The 15,898-nt window shown below is 59.9% G+C and carries 14 protein-coding genes; 10 read left to right on the top strand and 4 right to left on the bottom strand.

Annotation, left to right across the window (positions count from 1 at the left end):
• Window positions 1-128 precede the first annotated feature (128 nt).
• The 9 genes from HBN61_RS00190 to HBN61_RS00230 all read left to right on the top strand — a co-directional run bounded on the left by HBN61_RS00190 (window position 129) and on the right by HBN61_RS00230 (window position 9,454).
• Window positions 129-752 carry an NUDIX domain-containing protein gene (locus HBN61_RS00190; RefSeq protein ID WP_094991932.1) on the top strand — a complete coding sequence of 208 codons (624 nt, stop codon included), beginning with the start codon at window positions 129-131 and terminating at the stop codon, window positions 750-752.
• Window positions 743-1,195, top strand: a complete 453-nt coding sequence (locus HBN61_RS00195) for a DUF1249 domain-containing protein (RefSeq protein WP_094991933.1) — start codon at window positions 743-745, stop codon at window positions 1,193-1,195. The genes HBN61_RS00190 and HBN61_RS00195 overlap by 10 nt, the downstream gene beginning before the upstream one ends.
• Window positions 1,196-1,300: 105 nt before the next feature.
• Window positions 1,301-2,116, top strand: coding sequence for a 3',5'-cyclic-AMP phosphodiesterase (cpdA, locus tag HBN61_RS00200; protein ID WP_169963704.1), 816 nt, complete (start codon window positions 1,301-1,303; stop codon window positions 2,114-2,116).
• Between the two features lie 111 nt (window positions 2,117-2,227).
• The gene (locus HBN61_RS00205; RefSeq protein ID WP_094991935.1) at window positions 2,228-2,836 is read left to right on the top strand and encodes a YqiA/YcfP family alpha/beta fold hydrolase; all 609 of its coding nucleotides are present in this window, start codon (window positions 2,228-2,230) and stop codon (window positions 2,834-2,836) included.
• A 54-nt stretch (window positions 2,837-2,890) separates the two neighbouring features.
• On the top strand, window positions 2,891-4,795 hold the full coding sequence (gene parE / locus HBN61_RS00210) for a DNA topoisomerase IV subunit B (RefSeq protein ID WP_094991936.1): 1,905 nt from the start codon (window positions 2,891-2,893) through the stop codon (window positions 4,793-4,795).
• On the top strand, window positions 4,795-5,775 hold the full coding sequence (locus HBN61_RS00215) for an esterase-like activity of phytase family protein (protein ID WP_094991937.1): 981 nt from the start codon (window positions 4,795-4,797) through the stop codon (window positions 5,773-5,775). Before parE ends, HBN61_RS00215 begins: the two co-directional genes overlap by 1 nt.
• A complete protein-coding gene (locus tag HBN61_RS00220) occupies window positions 5,772-6,293 on the top strand; it encodes a retropepsin-like aspartic protease family protein (RefSeq protein WP_170045939.1) in 522 nt (173 codons plus the stop codon). Before HBN61_RS00215 ends, HBN61_RS00220 begins: the two co-directional genes overlap by 4 nt.
• Window positions 6,294-6,304: 11 nt before the next feature.
• Window positions 6,305-8,569: a DNA topoisomerase IV subunit A gene (parC, locus tag HBN61_RS00225; RefSeq protein WP_170045940.1), complete on the top strand. Its 2,265-nt coding sequence runs from the start codon at window positions 6,305-6,307 to the stop codon at window positions 8,567-8,569.
• A gap of 180 nt (window positions 8,570-8,749) precedes the next feature.
• Window positions 8,750-9,454 (top strand): PqiC family protein, encoded by a 705-nt coding sequence (locus HBN61_RS00230; RefSeq protein ID WP_169963712.1) that lies wholly within the window; start codon window positions 8,750-8,752, stop codon window positions 9,452-9,454.
• A gap of 103 nt (window positions 9,455-9,557) precedes the next feature.
• Here the strand turns inward: HBN61_RS00230 and HBN61_RS00235 are convergent, their stop codons facing one another.
• Window positions 9,558-11,090 carry an AhpA/YtjB family protein gene (locus HBN61_RS00235; protein ID WP_170045941.1) on the bottom strand — a complete coding sequence of 511 codons (1,533 nt, stop codon included), beginning with the start codon at window positions 11,088-11,090 and terminating at the stop codon, window positions 9,558-9,560.
• Window positions 11,091-11,222: 132 nt separating this feature from the next.
• Between HBN61_RS00235 and serB the strand changes: the two genes are divergently transcribed.
• A complete protein-coding gene (gene serB / locus HBN61_RS00240) occupies window positions 11,223-12,437 on the top strand; it encodes a phosphoserine phosphatase SerB (protein WP_170045942.1) in 1,215 nt (404 codons plus the stop codon).
• Between the two features lie 47 nt (window positions 12,438-12,484).
• Here the strand turns inward: serB and asd are convergent, their stop codons facing one another.
• From asd to HBN61_RS00255, 3 genes are read right to left on the bottom strand one after another with little or no spacing between them, the layout of a single operon-like run.
• Window positions 12,485-13,336, bottom strand: coding sequence for an archaetidylserine decarboxylase (asd, locus tag HBN61_RS00245; RefSeq protein ID WP_169963714.1), 852 nt, complete (start codon window positions 13,334-13,336; stop codon window positions 12,485-12,487).
• A 9-nt stretch (window positions 13,337-13,345) separates the two neighbouring features.
• Window positions 13,346-14,173: a rhodanese-like domain-containing protein gene (locus HBN61_RS00250; RefSeq protein ID WP_094991944.1), complete on the bottom strand. Its 828-nt coding sequence runs from the start codon at window positions 14,171-14,173 to the stop codon at window positions 13,346-13,348.
• A gap of 43 nt (window positions 14,174-14,216) precedes the next feature.
• Window positions 14,217-15,755 (bottom strand): HDOD domain-containing protein, encoded by a 1,539-nt coding sequence (locus HBN61_RS00255; protein WP_170045943.1) that lies wholly within the window; start codon window positions 15,753-15,755, stop codon window positions 14,217-14,219.
• Window positions 15,756-15,898 lie beyond the last annotated feature (143 nt).

The following is a 15,898-nucleotide window of genomic DNA, read 5'->3' on the forward strand; positions in this document are numbered from 1 at the left end:
TAGAGTTGGTTTACAGGTGATCCGTCTATCCCTGTGTCAGAAAAGTGGCTGCATCACGGCGCTTATGCGCGTTAGGATGCGCGATGCCGCGGGCCACCCCGGCAGCCATTTGCCAGCAAGAGGTTTGAATGACGGATATCACCAACGCTACGCCCAGCAGTGTCGAGATCGTAAAGCGCGAACAGTGTTTCAAGGGTTTCTATCAGCTGGACCGCGTGCACCTGCGCCACGAATTGTTTGCCGGTGGCATGAGCCGTGAGATCAGTCGTGAAGTGTTTGTGCGCCATGATGCGGTTTGCGTGTTGCCCTACGACCCACAGCGCGACGAAGTGGTGTTGATCGAGCAGTTCCGCGTCGGTGCCATGGGCAAAACTGAAAACCCTTGGTTGATCGAACTGGTGGCCGGTTTGATCGACAAGGAAGGTGAAAACGAGCCTGAACACGTGGCTCACCGTGAAGGCGAAGAAGAGGCCGGTGTGACGTTCACGTCGCTGCGGCCGATCACCCGCTACTTTCCGTCACCGGGTGGCAGCACCGAATTTGTGCACCTGTTCTTGGGGCGTTGCAGTACGCACGGCATTGGTGGCTTGCACGGCCTTGAGGAAGAAGCGGAAGATATTCGAGTGACGGTTTGGGCGTACGAAGATGCGCTACAGGCAGTACGCGATGGTCGAATTTCCAATGCGGCAAGCATCATTGCCTTGCAATGGCTGGCGCTCAATCGCGCCGAGGTGAGGGGGTTATGGTCGTAAACGGGGTGCGCGACCGTTATCGGGTCGATCTGATTGGCTTGCAGGCTGCCTGCGAGGCCAATTACGCGCGCCTGATGCGTTTGTTGCCCGACATGCGCGAGCAGCCTGATGCGCGGCGCATTGCCGTGACCCAGGGCGACCAAATGCTCGGCGTTTTGACCCTCGAAGTGGTACTCGACTGCCCCTACACCAGCACTTTGCGCGTGCGCCAGGAACACAGCTTGCCGTGGTTGCCGGTGCCTGAGTTGCAGGTGCAGGTGTACCACGACGCACGCATGGCGGAAGTGATTGGCGCCGAGCATGCACGACGCTTTCGCAGCATCTACCCTTATCCCAATGTCGCCATGCACCAGCCGGACGAAAAAGCCCAGCTCAACGTGTTTCTGGGTGAATGGCTGAGCCATTGCCTGGCGTGTGGTCATGAATACGCACAAGTCAGATAAAGACGAAGTGTCCAGTCGCTGTCCATGAACGAGGCTGTGATCGGCAGCGCAAGCAGGCTAATGGCATAATCGCGCCATTCATCGACTTCTCCCGGGAGAGCCACCTTGCCGAGTGTTTCCACCCTGACCACTGAAGACCCGGTGCTGCTGGTGCAGCTCTCTGACAGCCACTTGTTTGCTGACGCAAACGGCTCGCTACTGGGGCTTAACACCGCTCGCAGCCTGCAGCAGGTTATCGACTTGGTAGGGGCCGAACAGCCGTCTGTCGACGTGCTGCTGGCCACCGGCGATCTGGCTCAGGACGGCAGCGTCCAGGCCTACCAATATTTTCGCCAGGTTACCGCTTCGCTGGCGCCAGTGGCGCGCTGGATTCCCGGCAATCATGACGATGTGCAGCAGATGCGCGAGGCGGCCATTCAAAGCCGTCTGATGGACCCGCGAGTGGATGTGGGCAATTGGCGTATCACGATGCTGCACTCCAACGTGCTGAAAAAAAGCCATGGTTATCTGGAAGACGACCAGCTTCAGTTGCTGGCGCAATCGCTGAGCGAAGCGCCGCAGCGTCATCACCTGATTGGCCTGCATCATCATCCGGTCCCGGTAGGTTGCCAATGGATTGAGCCGATCGGCTTGCTTAACGCCGAAGCATTTTGGGCCGTGATCGACCGCTTTCCTCAAGTCAAAGCTGTGCTGTGGGGGCATGTGCACCAGCCTTTCGATCAGCGACGCAAGGCAGTCAGGTTGTTGGCCACGCCTTCAACGTGTTTCCAATTCGCGGCGAACAGCATGGATTTCAAGGTTAGCAGCGAGGCGCCCGGCTACCGCTGGATACGCCTCAATCCTGATGGCACTTTGCATACCGGGATCTCGCGAGTAGCGGACTTTGACTTTGAACCCGACTACAGCACGGACAAATATTGACTACTGGACAAACTTACAGATGATGGGTCGAGTCATTCACCCCGAGTCAGGCTAAACTGCGCGTCTTTCTCAAGGCTGTGTCTGGCTGAATTTGTACTCGGGAGTAATGGCATGTCGGGTTCCATCTTGTATATCCACGGATTCAATAGTGCGCCCGAGTCGAAGAAGGCCTCGCAGTTGACGTCGGTGATGCAGCGAATGGGCCTTGGCGAGCAGTTACGTGTGCCTGCCTTGCATCATCACCCGCGTCAGGCGCTGGCACAGCTGGAAGCGGCCATCGGCGAGCTGGATAGCCCGTTGCTGGTGGGGAGCTCCCTCGGCGGCTACTATGCGACGTACCTCGCTGAGCGCCATGGCCTTAAAGCCTTGCTGGTGAATCCGGCCGTCAGCCCGCACCGCATGTTTGACGGTTATCTGGGTACTCAGACCAACCTGTACAGCGGCGAGACCTGGGAGCTGACCCACGATCACGTGAACGCCCTGGCCGAGCTTGAAGTCGCAGCTCCACGTGACCCGCAGCGCATTCAAGTGTGGCTGCAAACCGCCGATGAAACCCTCGACTACCGCTACGCTGAAAAGTACTACGCAGCGTGTGCCTTGCGCATTCAGGCCGGGGGCGATCACAGTTATCAGGGATTTGCCCGGCAACTGCCTGCGTTGCTGAGCTTTGCTGGAATAGCAGCAGAACAGTACCAAGCCATCGACTTTGCAGCCCTGTGAGGCACCCGTCGAATGGCCTTTATTTTCTTCATTTACGACTGACGACGAGACCCTATGGCCACTCCCAGCGCTAGCTCTTATAACGCCGACGCCATCGAAGTCCTCTCGGGCCTCGACCCGGTGCGCAAACGCCCCGGTATGTACACCGACACCAGTCGGCCCAACCACCTGGCCCAGGAAGTCATCGACAACAGTGTCGACGAAGCTCTGGCCGGTCACGCCAAATCGGTCAACGTCATCCTGCACGCCGACCACTCGCTGGAAGTCAGCGACGACGGGCGCGGCATGCCGGTGGACATCCACCCCGAAGAAGGCGTCTCAGGCGTCGAGCTGATCCTCACCAAGCTCCATGCGGGCGGTAAATTCTCGAACAAGAACTATCAGTTCTCTGGCGGCCTTCACGGCGTGGGGATCTCGGTCGTGAACGCCTTGTCGACCCAGGTTCGGGTCAAGGTCAAGCGTGACGGCAACGAGTACCAGATGACCTTCGCCGATGGCTACAAAGCCACCGACCTGGAAATCATCGGCACCGTGGGCAAACGCAACACCGGCACCAGCGTCTACTTTGCACCGGACCCGAAATACTTCGACTCACCGAAATTCTCGGTCAGCCGCCTCAAGCATGTTCTTAAAGCCAAGGCCGTCTTGTGCCCCGGCTTACTGGTCACATTTGAAGACAAAAACACCGGCGAAAAGGTCGAGTGGCATTACGAAGATGGCCTGCGCTCCTATTTGGTCGATGCGGTCAGTGAGTTCGAGCGGCTGCCAGACGAGCCCTTCTGCGGCGCCCTGGCAGGCAATAAAGAAGCGGTCGACTGGGCGCTGCTGTGGCTGCCAGAAGGCGGCGACAGCGTTCAGGAAAGCTACGTCAACCTGATTCCAACGGCGCAGGGCGGGACCCACGTCAACGGTTTGCGTCAGGGCCTGCTTGATGCAATGCGTGAATTTTGTGAGTTCCGCAGCCTGCTGCCGCGTGGCGTGAAACTGGCCCCGGAAGACGTGTGGGAGCGCATTGCGTTCGTACTGTCGATGAAAATGCAGGAGCCGCAATTCTCCGGCCAGACCAAAGAACGCTTGTCGTCCCGCGAAGCCGCCGCGTTTGTTTCCGGTGTGGTCAAGGACGCTTTCAGCCTGTGGCTCAACGCGCACCCTGAACTGGGCATGCAGTTGGCAGAGCTGGCGATCAACAACGCCGGACGCCGTCTCAAAGCCAGCAAAAAGGTCGAGCGCAAACGCATCACCCAAGGGCCAGCGTTGCCGGGCAAACTGGCTGACTGCGCGGGCCAGGACCCGATGCGCGCTGAACTGTTTCTGGTGGAAGGCGATTCCGCTGGCGGTTCCGCCAAGCAAGCGCGGGACAAAGAGTTTCAGGCGATCCTGCCCTTGCGCGGCAAGATCCTCAATACGTGGGAAGTCGATGGCAGCGAAGTGCTGGCCAGTCAGGAGGTGCACAACATCGCCGTGGCGATTGGCGTGGACCCTGGCGCAGCGGACATGAGCCAGCTGCGTTACGGCAAAATCTGCATCCTGGCCGACGCCGACTCCGACGGTTTGCACATTGCAACGCTGCTCTGCGCGTTGTTTGTACAACACTTCCGGCCGTTGGTGGACGCCGGCCACGTGTACGTAGCGATGCCGCCGCTGTACCGCATCGATTTGGGCAAAGAGATTTTCTACGCCCTGGATGAGGCGGAACGTGATGGCATTCTTGACCGTCTGGTGGCCGAGAAAAAACGCGGCAAACCGCAAGTCACGCGATTCAAGGGCTTGGGTGAAATGAACCCGCCGCAACTGCGCGAAACCACCATGGACCCCAACACGCGTCGTCTGGTGCAGCTCACGCTGGAAGACTTCGCCGCGACCTCCGAGATGATGGACATGCTGCTGGCGAAGAAACGTGCGGGCGACCGCAAGACCTGGCTGGAGTCCAAAGGTAACCTGGCGCAGGTGCTGGCCTGATGCGCAGAGCCTTTCTGGCGCTGCTGATGCTGGGCACCACGCCGCTGATGGCTGAAACATGGCCTGAACTGGTGTTGGCGTCTGAACACCCGGTTGAAGGGATGCGCGGCGGCAATTTGTCGGGCTTGGCGATGTGCCAGGGCGAAGTGTGGGCTGTGTCTGATCGAGATGATGATCAGATCTACCGACTCGACACCCGTTATCCCGAGTGGCTGGCCGAAGCGGTGAAAATCCATTTACCCCGGCCGCCGCAAAGCGGTTTGCCGTGGGGTGTGCGCATGATGGGCAAAGCCATCAGCCCGCTGCGGGGTGGCGATCTGGACTTTGAAGGCATCACCTGCGACGCGGCGGGCAACCGTTACGTGGTCAGTGAATCCCATGCGAGCGTGCTGTTGATAGCGCCGCAGGGCAACGCCTCATGGCTGAAAATCGACGCCGGTCTGGTGCGTCAGGCGCGGGCCAGCGGCATGCTGCTGCATTTCAATGCCTTGTTTGAAGGCATTGCGATCAACCCGCAAGGCAACCAGATCTGGCTGGCGGCAGAGCGCGAGCGCCGTGGCTTGCTGACCATCCGCAAAAAACAAAGCGTGTGGGACTGCGAAGACGGCTGCGTGATCATGAGTGAAGCGGGGCCGGAACAGCCGCCACCGCAACTTAAGGCCAAACCGCAGGCCAAGGATTTCGCCGATCTGGCGGTGTTCGAGGGCAAGCTGTTTACCCTGGAGCGCATGGCTTATCGCGTGTGCCGCCGCACGCCTGCGACCGGGCAAGTGGAGCGCTGCTGGTCATTTGCCGCTGACGCGCTGACCGCGCCGCGCCGTTACGCGTCGGCTTACGGGAATGCCGAGGCCTTGAGTGTCGACGCCCAAGGTGCCTGGATCGGTGTCGACAATGGCAATCACGTGCGTGCCGATGGCGAGGCGCGCCCGGTGGTCTGGCGCTTTGCGGCGCCGCCGGGTGGCTGGAGCGCCCGGTCATGAGTCAGCAACCACCGGGCAAGCGTGCCGGTCGTGTACTGATGATCGTGGCCTGGTGTGCCGGTTTGTACCTGGCGACCCAATTTTTCGGGCGTTGGGAACAGCGTCAGGAAAACCCCAACCGCGAGGTGGTCTCGGAGCAGGGCGAAGGCTTCATCGACGTCAAACTGCAAGCCAACGTGCAGGGGCACTTCGTCGCCAGCGGCCGTATCAACAACGTGCCGGTGGAATTTTTACTGGATACCGGGGCCACCGATGTGGCGGTCCCGCTGGATTTGGCCCGGCAACTGGCATTGCCCAAGGGCGTGCCCGTGACCCTGAACACCGCTAACGGGCGGGCGCAGGGCTATCGCACGCAAATCGACCGTCTGCAACTCGGCGCCATTGTGTTGCGCAACGTGCGCGCAGTGGCTGCACCGGGGCTAGAAGGCGAACAGGTGCTGCTGGGCATGAGCGCATTGAACACACTTGAATTCACCCAGCGCGGCGGCACCATGCTGCTGCGCCAGACAACGAACTGAATGAGGTCCGCATGAGCGACTCCCTTGATCTCAGCCTGGACGGCGTAGAACGCCGGTCACTGGCCGACTTCACAGAACAGGCCTACCTCAACTATTCCATGTACGTAATCATGGACCGGGCCTTGCCGCACATTGGCGACGGCCTCAAGCCCGTACAGCGGCGTATCGTCTACGCCATGAGCGAGTTGGGGCTGGACGCCGACGCCAAGCACAAGAAATCGGCGCGTACCGTTGGTGACGTACTTGGCAAGTTTCACCCCCACGGCGACTCGGCCTGCTACGAAGCCATGGTGTTGATGGCACAGCCGTTCAGCTATCGCTACACACTGGTTGACGGTCAGGGCAACTGGGGGGCGCCGGACGATCCCAAGTCGTTCGCTGCCATGCGTTACACCGAAGCGCGTTTGTCGCGTTACTCCGAAGTCCTGCTCAGCGAGCTGGGTCAGGGGACGGCGGACTGGGTGCCGAACTTCGACGGTACGCTGGACGAACCTGCTGTGTTGCCCGCACGTTTGCCGAATATCCTGCTCAATGGCACCACCGGTATTGCCGTGGGCATGGCCACCGACGTGCCGCCGCACAACTTGCGAGAAGTCGCCACCGCCTGCGTGCGCTTGCTCGACGAGCCCAAGGCTACGGTTGAACAACTGTGCGAACACATTCAAGGCCCGGACTACCCGACCGAAGCCGAAATCATCACCCCGCGTGCCGACCTGCTGAAGATCTACCAGACCGGCCGTGGCTCGGTGCGCATGCGTGCGGTGTATCACGTTGAAGACGGCGACGTTGTCGTCACCGCCTTGCCGCACCAGGTCTCGGGTGCCAAGGTGCTGGAGCAAATTGCAGCCTTGATGCAGGCCAAGCCGACCAAGCTGGCGATGGTGACTGACCTGCGTGACGAATCGGACCACGAAAACCCGTGCCGCATCGTCATCATTCCGCGCAACAACAAGGTGGATCTCGACGAGCTGATGCAACACCTGTTCGCCGTGACTGATCTGGAGTCCACGTTCCGGGTCAACATCAACATCATTGGCCTGGACGGCAAGCCGCAGTTGAAAAACCTGCGGGCCCTGTTGGTGGAGTGGCTGGAATTCCGCATTAACACCGTGCGCCGCCGCCTGCAGTTCCGCCTCGACAAAGTCGAGCGTCGTCTGCACCTGTTGGACGGTTTGCTGACGGCGTACTTGAACCTCGATGAAGTGATTCACATCATCCGCACCGAGGAGCACCCCAAGGCCGAATTGATTGCACGGTTTGCACTGACCGAAACCCAGGCCGACTACATCCTCGACACGCGCTTGCGTCAGCTGGCCCGTCTCGAAGAGATGAAGCTGCGGGACGAGCAGGATGCATTGCGTAAAGAACAAGCCAAGTTGCAAGCGTTGCTCGGCAGCGAAGCCAAGCTGAAAAAGCTGGTGCGCAGCGAGCTGCTGGAAGATGCCAAAACCTACGGCGATGACCGCCGTTCGCCAATCGTGGCCCGTGCAGAGGCCAAGGCGCTGTCGGAAAACGAGCTTGTTCCGACTGAGCCGGTAACCGTTGTGCTGTCTGAAAAGGGCTGGGTACGTTGTGGTAAGGGTCATGACCTCGACGCGACCGGCCTGTCCTATAAAGCGGGCGACGGCTACAAGACCGCTGCGGCGGGGCGTTCCAACCAGTTTGCGGTGTTTATCGACTCCACCGGGCGGAGTTATTCCGTGGCGGCGCACACCCTGCCATCGGCCCGTGGTCAGGGCGAACCGTTGACCGGTCGCCTGACGCCGCCACCGGGAGCCAGCTTTGAATGCGTGCTGTTGCCTGAGGACGATGCGCTGTTCGTCATTGCCTCCGACGCAGGTTACGGGTTTGTGGTTAAAGGTGAGGATCTGCAAGCCAAGAACAAGGCGGGTAAAGCCTTACTCAGCCTGCCCAAGGGCGCCAAGGTCATGCAGCCGCGTCCGGTCACCGATCGCGAGCATAACTGGCTGGCGGCCGTAACGACGGAAGGGCGTTTGCTGATTTTCAAGGTCAGCGACCTGCCTCAGTTGGGTAAAGGTAAAGGCAACAAGATCATCGGTATCCCCGGCGATCGCGTAGCCAGTCGCGAAGAGTACGTGACCGATATTGCCGTGTTACCTGACCACGCCACGCTGGTGTTGCAGGCGGGCAAACGCAACCTGTCGCTCAAGCCTGATGACCTCGAACATTACAAAGGCGAACGTGGACGTCGGGGCAATAAATTGCCCCGTGGTTTCCAGCGTGTGGACGCGATGTTGGTAGAAACGCCCAATTAAGCCGGTTTAGAGCACCCGATCTGCGTTTTTTCGCGTAGATCGGCTTTGCGGCGCTGGAGTCGGGCTGGATATTCGCGGATGATATGGCGCACTTGCGGCACCGCCCCATGGCGCTGTGGCCAGCGACTTTTTCGAGAATCACACTGTGGCGCGCCTGATGGCTGCCACCTGGATGGAATGATGAACGTTCTGCGCCTTCCTTTAATTGCGTTGCTGACCGGTGTGCTCGGCCTGGCGGGGTGCTCCACGCATCAGCCAGCTGCCTTGTACCAGCTGGACAGCGGCACTCCCGGTCAGCCCGCGCAAAGCGCCGGCATGGCTGTGGTACTCGGCCCGGTCACCGTGGCTGACTACCTGCAACGTGAAACCCTGCTGCAACGTCAAACCGACGGCAGCCTGAGCGCGGCCACCGATGGCCGTTGGGCGGGTAGCCTGTCGGCTGATATCGACCAATTATTGCTTCGCCAACTGGCCTGGCGCCTGGACAGCCAGCGCGTGGTGTTGGCCCCGGCGCCTGCGAGCTTCGCCCCTGACGTCCAAGTGCTGTTGTCGATCACGCGTCTGGACTCTGGCAAAAATCAGCCAGCCATCCTCGATGCGCAGTGGCGTCTGCTCGACCGTCGCGGTCAGGTGCGCGACAACCGCATGGTGCATCTGGAAAAACAGCACGATGGCACCACGGCCTCTCAGGTCAAGGCGCAAGGCGAGTTGTTGCAACAGTTGAGTCAACAGTTGGCTGTGGCCCTCAAGCCGTTGGCCAACCAGCCGCCATTGGTGGACGCCCGTAAACCGGAGCCCAAGCCAGCCCGCAAGGATGAATCTGACAAGCCGCGCATTCCGATGGCTTCCCCGATTCGTACAGACATGGAAGTGTTCCGCTTCTGAGTCAGTGGCCAATAAAAAAATCCCGCGAATGTGCGGGATTTTTTTTGCAGGTCAAAATTGCTTCACTTCAACCCTCTTCCTGAGGGTGAGGGCATCTGTGAATTTACCCGCGCTTCTCGTGCATGCGTGCCAGTTGGCGTTCGAGCATCGACGGGTAGGGCTCCATCAGGCGCTCTACACAGCACGCTCCTTCAGGGCTGGCAATCGGGCGGATGCGGGCGCGCTGGCGAATCAACGCGTCGTCACTGATTTTGCGCTCGACCAGCAACAAGTTGCGGCTGTGCTGTGACAGCGCCAGCGCGTCTTGCGCGGTTTCAGTCAGTAACAAGTCGATTTGGCTCATGCCTGTCAGGCCTTCGCCCAATACCAGTCCCAATTGCAGTTGCAAGGTGATGCCACTGTCTGCCACTTCGATTTGCAAGGCGTGACCCAGTGCGCGCAACAGCTCACCGCAGCAAATGGCGTTGGTCAGGTAGTCGTCGCCGCTGTCTTCGCTGTGGAACAGCATCAGCGTGCTGCCATCGTTGAGCGTGTGCAGCTCGCTGTCATACAACGAGGCGGCTTGCTCCAGGCAGTCGCGATAGCGTTCCAGCAACTCAGTCAGGCGCGCGCGCGGCAAGCGGCGCAGTTGGTCCTGTGCACCCAGTTGCACGGCCAGCACAGCGCTCGGCTGCGGAGCGGATGGCGCGGCGGGCTGTGGTTTGGCCAGTGTCGCCGGGGTGGCACTGCTGGAATCGCGCAGGTCGGCAAACGGGTCTTCGTCGTTCTCGTCTTCTTCAGCATGAACCACGTGCCGCGCGGCCGCTTTAGGGGCGGGCGCAGCAGGCGTTTCGTCAAAGTCCGGGTCGCGCAGGTTGCGCACTTCAAACGCGGGCTCTGGCTCGTTGTCTTCGTAGTCGCTGTCGTCGTAATCCGGCTCGGGTTCTGGCTCGGGTTCCGGCGCAGGCGGTGCCAGGCGGGTGTGAAGCTGGCGCGCCAGATCACCGATCTCATCCTGGCGGTTAATCGCCGGGGTGTAAGGGTCGGGCTCACGCAGCCACACGCGCAGTTGCAGCAGCGGGGTGGAGATGTGACGGCCCAGACGCAGGCTCAAAGCCAGGGCAAGAGCCAGCAGAATGGCGCTGAGGATGCCCATGCTTTGCAGGCTGATGGTCATCGGTTGCTGGAACTGATTCATGTCGAGGCTGATGCGCAGATGCCCTGCGGTCACGTCCTGGAATGTGATCTTGGTCTGGTACATGCCTTTGGCTTCGCCCAGCAGGCCGTTTTTCGGACGTTCACCGGCTTCTGCGAGGATGCGGTTGTCAACGCTATAAATAGCTGCGTGCGCCACCAACGGGTTTTTCGTCAGGTTATTGAGCAGCACGTTGAGGCTGAGGATGTCATTGGACACCAGCAGCTCGGTAGCGGACGTCGCGGTTTGCGTGGTCAGGCTCTGGCCCAGGGCGTCGGCCTGATCATGCATGGCCTGCTTGAATTGCAGGCCCATGACCACGGCATAAATCACCAGCGCCAGGGCGACCAGGATCACGTTATGGCTGGCAATGCGCAGAGCAAGCGGAATGCGACGATCGCGCAGGGCCCGGAAGATCAGCAGGAAGAAGTTATCGGTTTTGACAGGCGATGGCCGGTTCACTGAGCGCGGCTCTTAGTCCGTTAAATTGGTGCGCAGTATAGCGAGCGGCCCACAGGCGGCAAAGCCTTGGCGATGCCCGATGGTCACTGAAAGTGGGTAGAATGCGTTTTTTTTAGCGAATGGGGGTGTGCCTTGCGCGAAATCGTCTTGATAAACATCACGGGTGAGGACCGTCCGGGTCTCACTGCGGCCATCACCGGTGTGTTGGCCAACAATGGTGTGAACATGCTCGACATCGGCCAGGCCGTCATTCATGGCGTTTTGTCGTTGGGTTATCTGGTTGAAATCGAGCAAGCCGATCAAGTGTCGGCCGTGCTCAAAGACCTGCAACCCTTGATTGCCAATGAAGGGCTGCAACTGCGTTTTGACCCCATTAGCGAAGCGCATTACCAGCGTTGGGTGAACGAACAAAGCCAGAAGCGTCACGTGGTGACATTGATGAGCCGCCGGGTCACCGCGCAAGAACTGCTACGAGTGACATCGGTGATCAGCCAGCACGGTTTGAACATTGAGCAGACTGATCGCCTGTCCGGGCGTGTGCCGCTGGATGCGCCAATCCGATTGAGCAAGAGCTGCATCGAACTGCGCGTCACGGGCGAAGTCGCAGACCTTGAAGCCTTGCGCGCCGAGTTCTTTGAGTTGTCGCAGGCGCTCAACATCGACATCGCCTTGCAAGAAGACACCCTGTTCCGTCGTAACCGCCGCCTGGCAGTGTTTGACATGGACTCGACCCTGATTGAAGCCGAAGTCATCGACGAGCTGGCGAAAGCCGCGGGCGTGGGCGATAAAGTGTCGGAAATCACCGAGCGCGCCATGGCGGGTGAGCTGGACTTCAAGGCCAGTTTCAAAGAACGTCTGGCATTGCTCAAAGGGTTGGACGTAGGCGTGCTGGATGCCATCGGCGCATCGTTGCGCTTGACCGAAGGCGCAGAAGTGCTGTTCGCCGAACTCAAGCGTTTGGGCTACAAAACCGCGATTCTGTCCGGCGGGTTCACCTATTTTGCCAAGCAGTTGCAGGCCAGACTCGGTATCGACTATGTGTTCGCCAATGAGCTGGAAGTGGTGGACGGCAAAGTGACCGGCGTGGCGGTTGAGCCGATTGTCGATGCGCAGCGCAAAGCAGACTTGCTGCGTGAACTGGCGCAAAAGGAAGGTTTGAGCCTGGAACAGACCATTGCGGTCGGGGACGGGGCCAACGATCTGGCCATGCTGGCCATCGCGGGGCTGGGGGTCGCATTCCGTGCCAAGCCGTTGGTGAAGAAGTCGGCCAAGCACGCAATTTCAACGCTGGGCCTGGATGGCGTGCTGTACCTGTTGGGGCAGCGCGACCGCAATAGCCAAGGCTAAAGCGCCATTGGCGTCGCTGCCGCACCTTGCAGCAGCGACGCCACGCTTTACTCGCCGATCTTCTGACCCATCATCACCGGCGAACCCGCCGTCAGCTCTTGCGCCCATTTCACCTGTTCTGGCCCGAACAACACAATGGCGGTCGAACCCAACTTGAAGCGACCCAGCTCGGCACCTTTTTCCAGGTGGATCGGCGCACGCGCAGCTTCGTCGTATCGGAATGTTTTGAGCTCGCGCTTGGGCGGCGTGACCAAGCCTGCGAACACGGTTTCAATCGAAGCCACAATCATCGCGCCCACCAGCACCACGGCCATCGGGCCGCGCTCAGTGTCGAAAATGCACACTGCGCGTTCGTTGCGGGCAAACAGTTCCGGCACGTTTTCAGCCGTGGTCTGGTTGACCGAGAACAGGCGGCCCGGCACGTAGATCATTTCGCGCAGCGTGCCGGCCAATGGCATGTGCACGCGGTGGTAGTCCTTGGGCGACAGGTAAATGGTGGCGAATTCACCGCCCATGAACTGCGAGGCCACGGCCGGATCGCCGCCCACCAGTTCCAGCACGCTGTAGCTGTGGCCCTTGGCTTGGAACACGCGACCGTGTTCAATCGCGCCCAGTTGGCTGACAGCACCATCGGCCGGGCTCAAAATGGCTCCTGGCGTCGGGTCGAGCGGGCGTGCGCCTTCTTTCAGGGCACGGGTGAAGAACGCATTGAAGTGCTCGTAAGCAGTGATGTCTTCAACCAGCGCCTGAGACATGTCCACTTGATAACGCTTGGCGAACCAGGTGGTGAACGCATTTTTGAACCAGCGCACGCGGCACTCGGCAACGCAACCAGCCAGGCGCGACAGCAGGTGGTGCGGCAACAGGTACTGACTCAGGAGAAACAAACGTTTTTTCATGACGGGTCCTTAATGTTTGGCAGGCAGCTCGACGGGGGTGTCGGGGTGGTTGCCCCATTCGCCCCAGGAGCCTGCATAGCCTTTGACGCGCGGGTAACCGAGCGCCTTGGCCACCAGATACGTAAAGCCAGAACGATGGTGAGTCTGGCAGTGGGTAATCACTTCTTTGTCGGGCGTAATGCCCAGATCTTCGAGGATCTGCGGCATGTCCTTGCGGATGCGCAGGTTGCGGGTTTTATCCATGCCTGCGGTCCATTCGAAATTTTTCGCGCCGGGGATGTGGCCGCCTTTCGCCGCCAACACTTTTTCTCCGCTGTACTCGGCGAAGCTGCGTGCGTCCCAAATGGCCAGATCTGCAGCACCCAACCGGCTTTGCAGGTATTCGCGGGTGGCAGTGGGTTCATCGTGCAGAGTCAACGAGACCTGTGCGTTTTTAGGCGTCGGCACCTCGGTCGATTCGCGCAGGCCATCGGCGATCCATGCGTGAATGCCACCGTCCATATAGTGATAAGCCTTGTGCCCGATCACATCCAGCAACCAGATAAACCGGCCAGCCCAACCGCCGCCTTCATCGTCATACACCACGTAAACGGCGTTTGAGCAGTGCCCCAATTCGCTGAACAGTTTTTCGAGCGCTGCTTGAGTGGGCAATAAACCCGGAGCAGGCGGCAGGCCGAGCTGGGTGCGCTTGGGGTCCACGAAGCGTGCGCCTGGCACGTGGCCTTTGGCGTAGCGTGCCTCGCTGGTCAGGTCGACAATAATCAGGTTTGGTGCGTCGAGCCGCGCATACAGGTCGCTGGGCTCAATCACCAATGGCAAGCCAGAGAAGTCAGGCATGTGAGGTCTCCAGGGCGAAAAGGGGCGGATTGTAGCGCAAGCGTCAGCGTCCGCGCGTGGTAAAGCTGTTGAGCGCTTTTTCGATGCACTGCACGGTTTTGCCGAAGGCCTGCACGGTGGTCTCCGAAAACGGCCCGCCGCCCTGATCGGCCAGCACCAGCATCACCATGCGGCCGTGGTTACTGAGCGAGCGCAACAGCAGGTGCTCGCCGGGGAACAGGTTACGCAAACTCTTGGGTAAGACCGCTGAAATTTGCGCATTGTTCTCTGGCGTCAGGCGAAATTGTGCAGGTTGTGCCATCAAGCGCTGCAGGACTGCGCTCTGGTTGATTTGCAGGCTCAAGTCGAAGGCTGCCTTGGGCAGGCCGGCAATCTGATGCACGCTCAGGCTGGTCGATGTTTTATCGGCCATCAATAGCAGCACGCGGCGCATGCCGCAGGCCACCAGCGCATCACGGGCGCAGGTGGTCAGGTGCATCGAATTAGTGAACGAACTCGGTTCGGCCAGCAGTTGCCTGCATTGCTTGCGCCACACCACCAGCGATTCGGCCGACGGCGGCGGGGCAGGCAACAAACCCCGGTGCATGCGCCGCATGCCCCATGGCCACAACAGCGATTCGGCCGGGTGCCAGAGGTCGGGCATCGAGTGATAACGTGCACTGCTGGCCGCATTCTGGTGGACCAGTTGTTGCAGTTCTTCCAGTGGCATTTGCAGGTACAGACTGGTCAGGTATTGCCAGCGCAAGTTGTGAGGTGTATCCCATGCTTGCTGGGCTGAGAGTGCCAGGCCATTGGCCAGCAATACCGTATTCGAGGGCTGATTCAACCAGCGGCGCAGGGCCGGGTCAGCGTCCAGGCGTTGTTGCTGGCGCAAGCGATGATGATTGTCGCGGGCAATGTGCAGCACCTTGACCAAGGTGCGCTGCTCATCGGTAATGACGGTATAACCCTGCAACACCCACTCCGGCAGTCGCCACAATTGCGCCAGTGCGCGGCATATTTCAAACAGGCGCACGCCGAACAGTTTTAGCTCCACCGTGCTTGCGCATTCACCTTTGTGAATCACACGCAGCTCCCACTCTTCGAGCTGTTCGGGGTGCGTGAGGGCCATCGCCCACAGCGGCGACAGAAACAGTAGGCTGCCCCAATAGATTTCTTGCCACAGGCGTGCCAGACGATTGCCAAACAGGCCGCTGGCTTGTTGCGCAGCGTGCTGACTAATCAGCTGAATCTGGCGAAAAGCCTGCGGGATTTCTTCCCACGGCAACGCGGGGAGGCGTTCAAGCAATTCTTGCGTGCGGGCCAACCCCAGGCGATTGATCGCGACTTCCAGGCTCTCGGCAGGCTCACTCAAACTGCCGTGCGTGTGGTGATTGGCGTCCCGTATCAAGCTCAGCGCCAGTGCAGGACTGTCCTGCATCAGCTCGGCAATGTCGCGTAACGAGCGGCGATTGTCGTTGATTGCCTTGCAGACGCGCTCGTGGCTGTCTTGCGGGATGGGCAGACGAACAGCATCGAGCTGTTTGACCCACGCATCGAGGGTATTGGGAGTTGGAGTCGCGTTGCCGGTTTCATTAGCCATGATGGGAGAGTGGTCATCATCCATTGTTTACACGCCCGGAGCGGGCCCAACTGGCTTTTCGCCTTTATGGCCTATAGTCTGGCGCAGTTTTGCCGATAAGTAGAAGAAGAGTTTTTTAACTCTCGAATATGACCTTGAACCCG

This window comes from Pseudomonas sp. WS 5071, assembly GCF_012985765.1.
Lineage (GTDB): Bacteria > Pseudomonadota > Gammaproteobacteria > Pseudomonadales > Pseudomonadaceae > Aquipseudomonas > Aquipseudomonas lundensis_A.

Excerpts from the sequence above, each read along its gene's own strand:
- HBN61_RS00190 (WP_094991932.1), top strand. The coding sequence starts at position 129 with ATGACGGATATCACCAACGCTACGCCCAGCAGTGTCGAGATCGTAAAG.
- HBN61_RS00195 (WP_094991933.1), top strand. The coding sequence starts at position 743 with ATGGTCGTAAACGGGGTGCGCGACCGTTATCGGGTCGATCTGATTGGC.
- HBN61_RS00205 (WP_094991935.1), top strand. The coding sequence starts at position 2,228 with ATGTCGGGTTCCATCTTGTATATCCACGGATTCAATAGTGCGCCCGAG.
- parE (WP_094991936.1), top strand. The coding sequence starts at position 2,891 with ATGGCCACTCCCAGCGCTAGCTCTTATAACGCCGACGCCATCGAAGTC.
- HBN61_RS00215 (WP_094991937.1), top strand. The coding sequence starts at position 4,795 with ATGCGCAGAGCCTTTCTGGCGCTGCTGATGCTGGGCACCACGCCGCTG.
- HBN61_RS00220 (WP_170045939.1), top strand. The coding sequence starts at position 5,772 with ATGAGTCAGCAACCACCGGGCAAGCGTGCCGGTCGTGTACTGATGATC.
- parC (WP_170045940.1), top strand. The coding sequence starts at position 6,305 with ATGAGCGACTCCCTTGATCTCAGCCTGGACGGCGTAGAACGCCGGTCA.
- HBN61_RS00230 (WP_169963712.1), top strand. The coding sequence starts at position 8,750 with ATGAACGTTCTGCGCCTTCCTTTAATTGCGTTGCTGACCGGTGTGCTC.
- asd (WP_169963714.1), bottom strand. The coding sequence starts at position 13,336 with ATGAAAAAACGTTTGTTTCTCCTGAGTCAGTACCTGTTGCCGCACCAC.
- HBN61_RS00250 (WP_094991944.1), bottom strand. The coding sequence starts at position 14,173 with ATGCCTGACTTCTCTGGCTTGCCATTGGTGATTGAGCCCAGCGACCTG.
- HBN61_RS00255 (WP_170045943.1), bottom strand. The coding sequence starts at position 15,755 with ATGGCTAATGAAACCGGCAACGCGACTCCAACTCCCAATACCCTCGAT.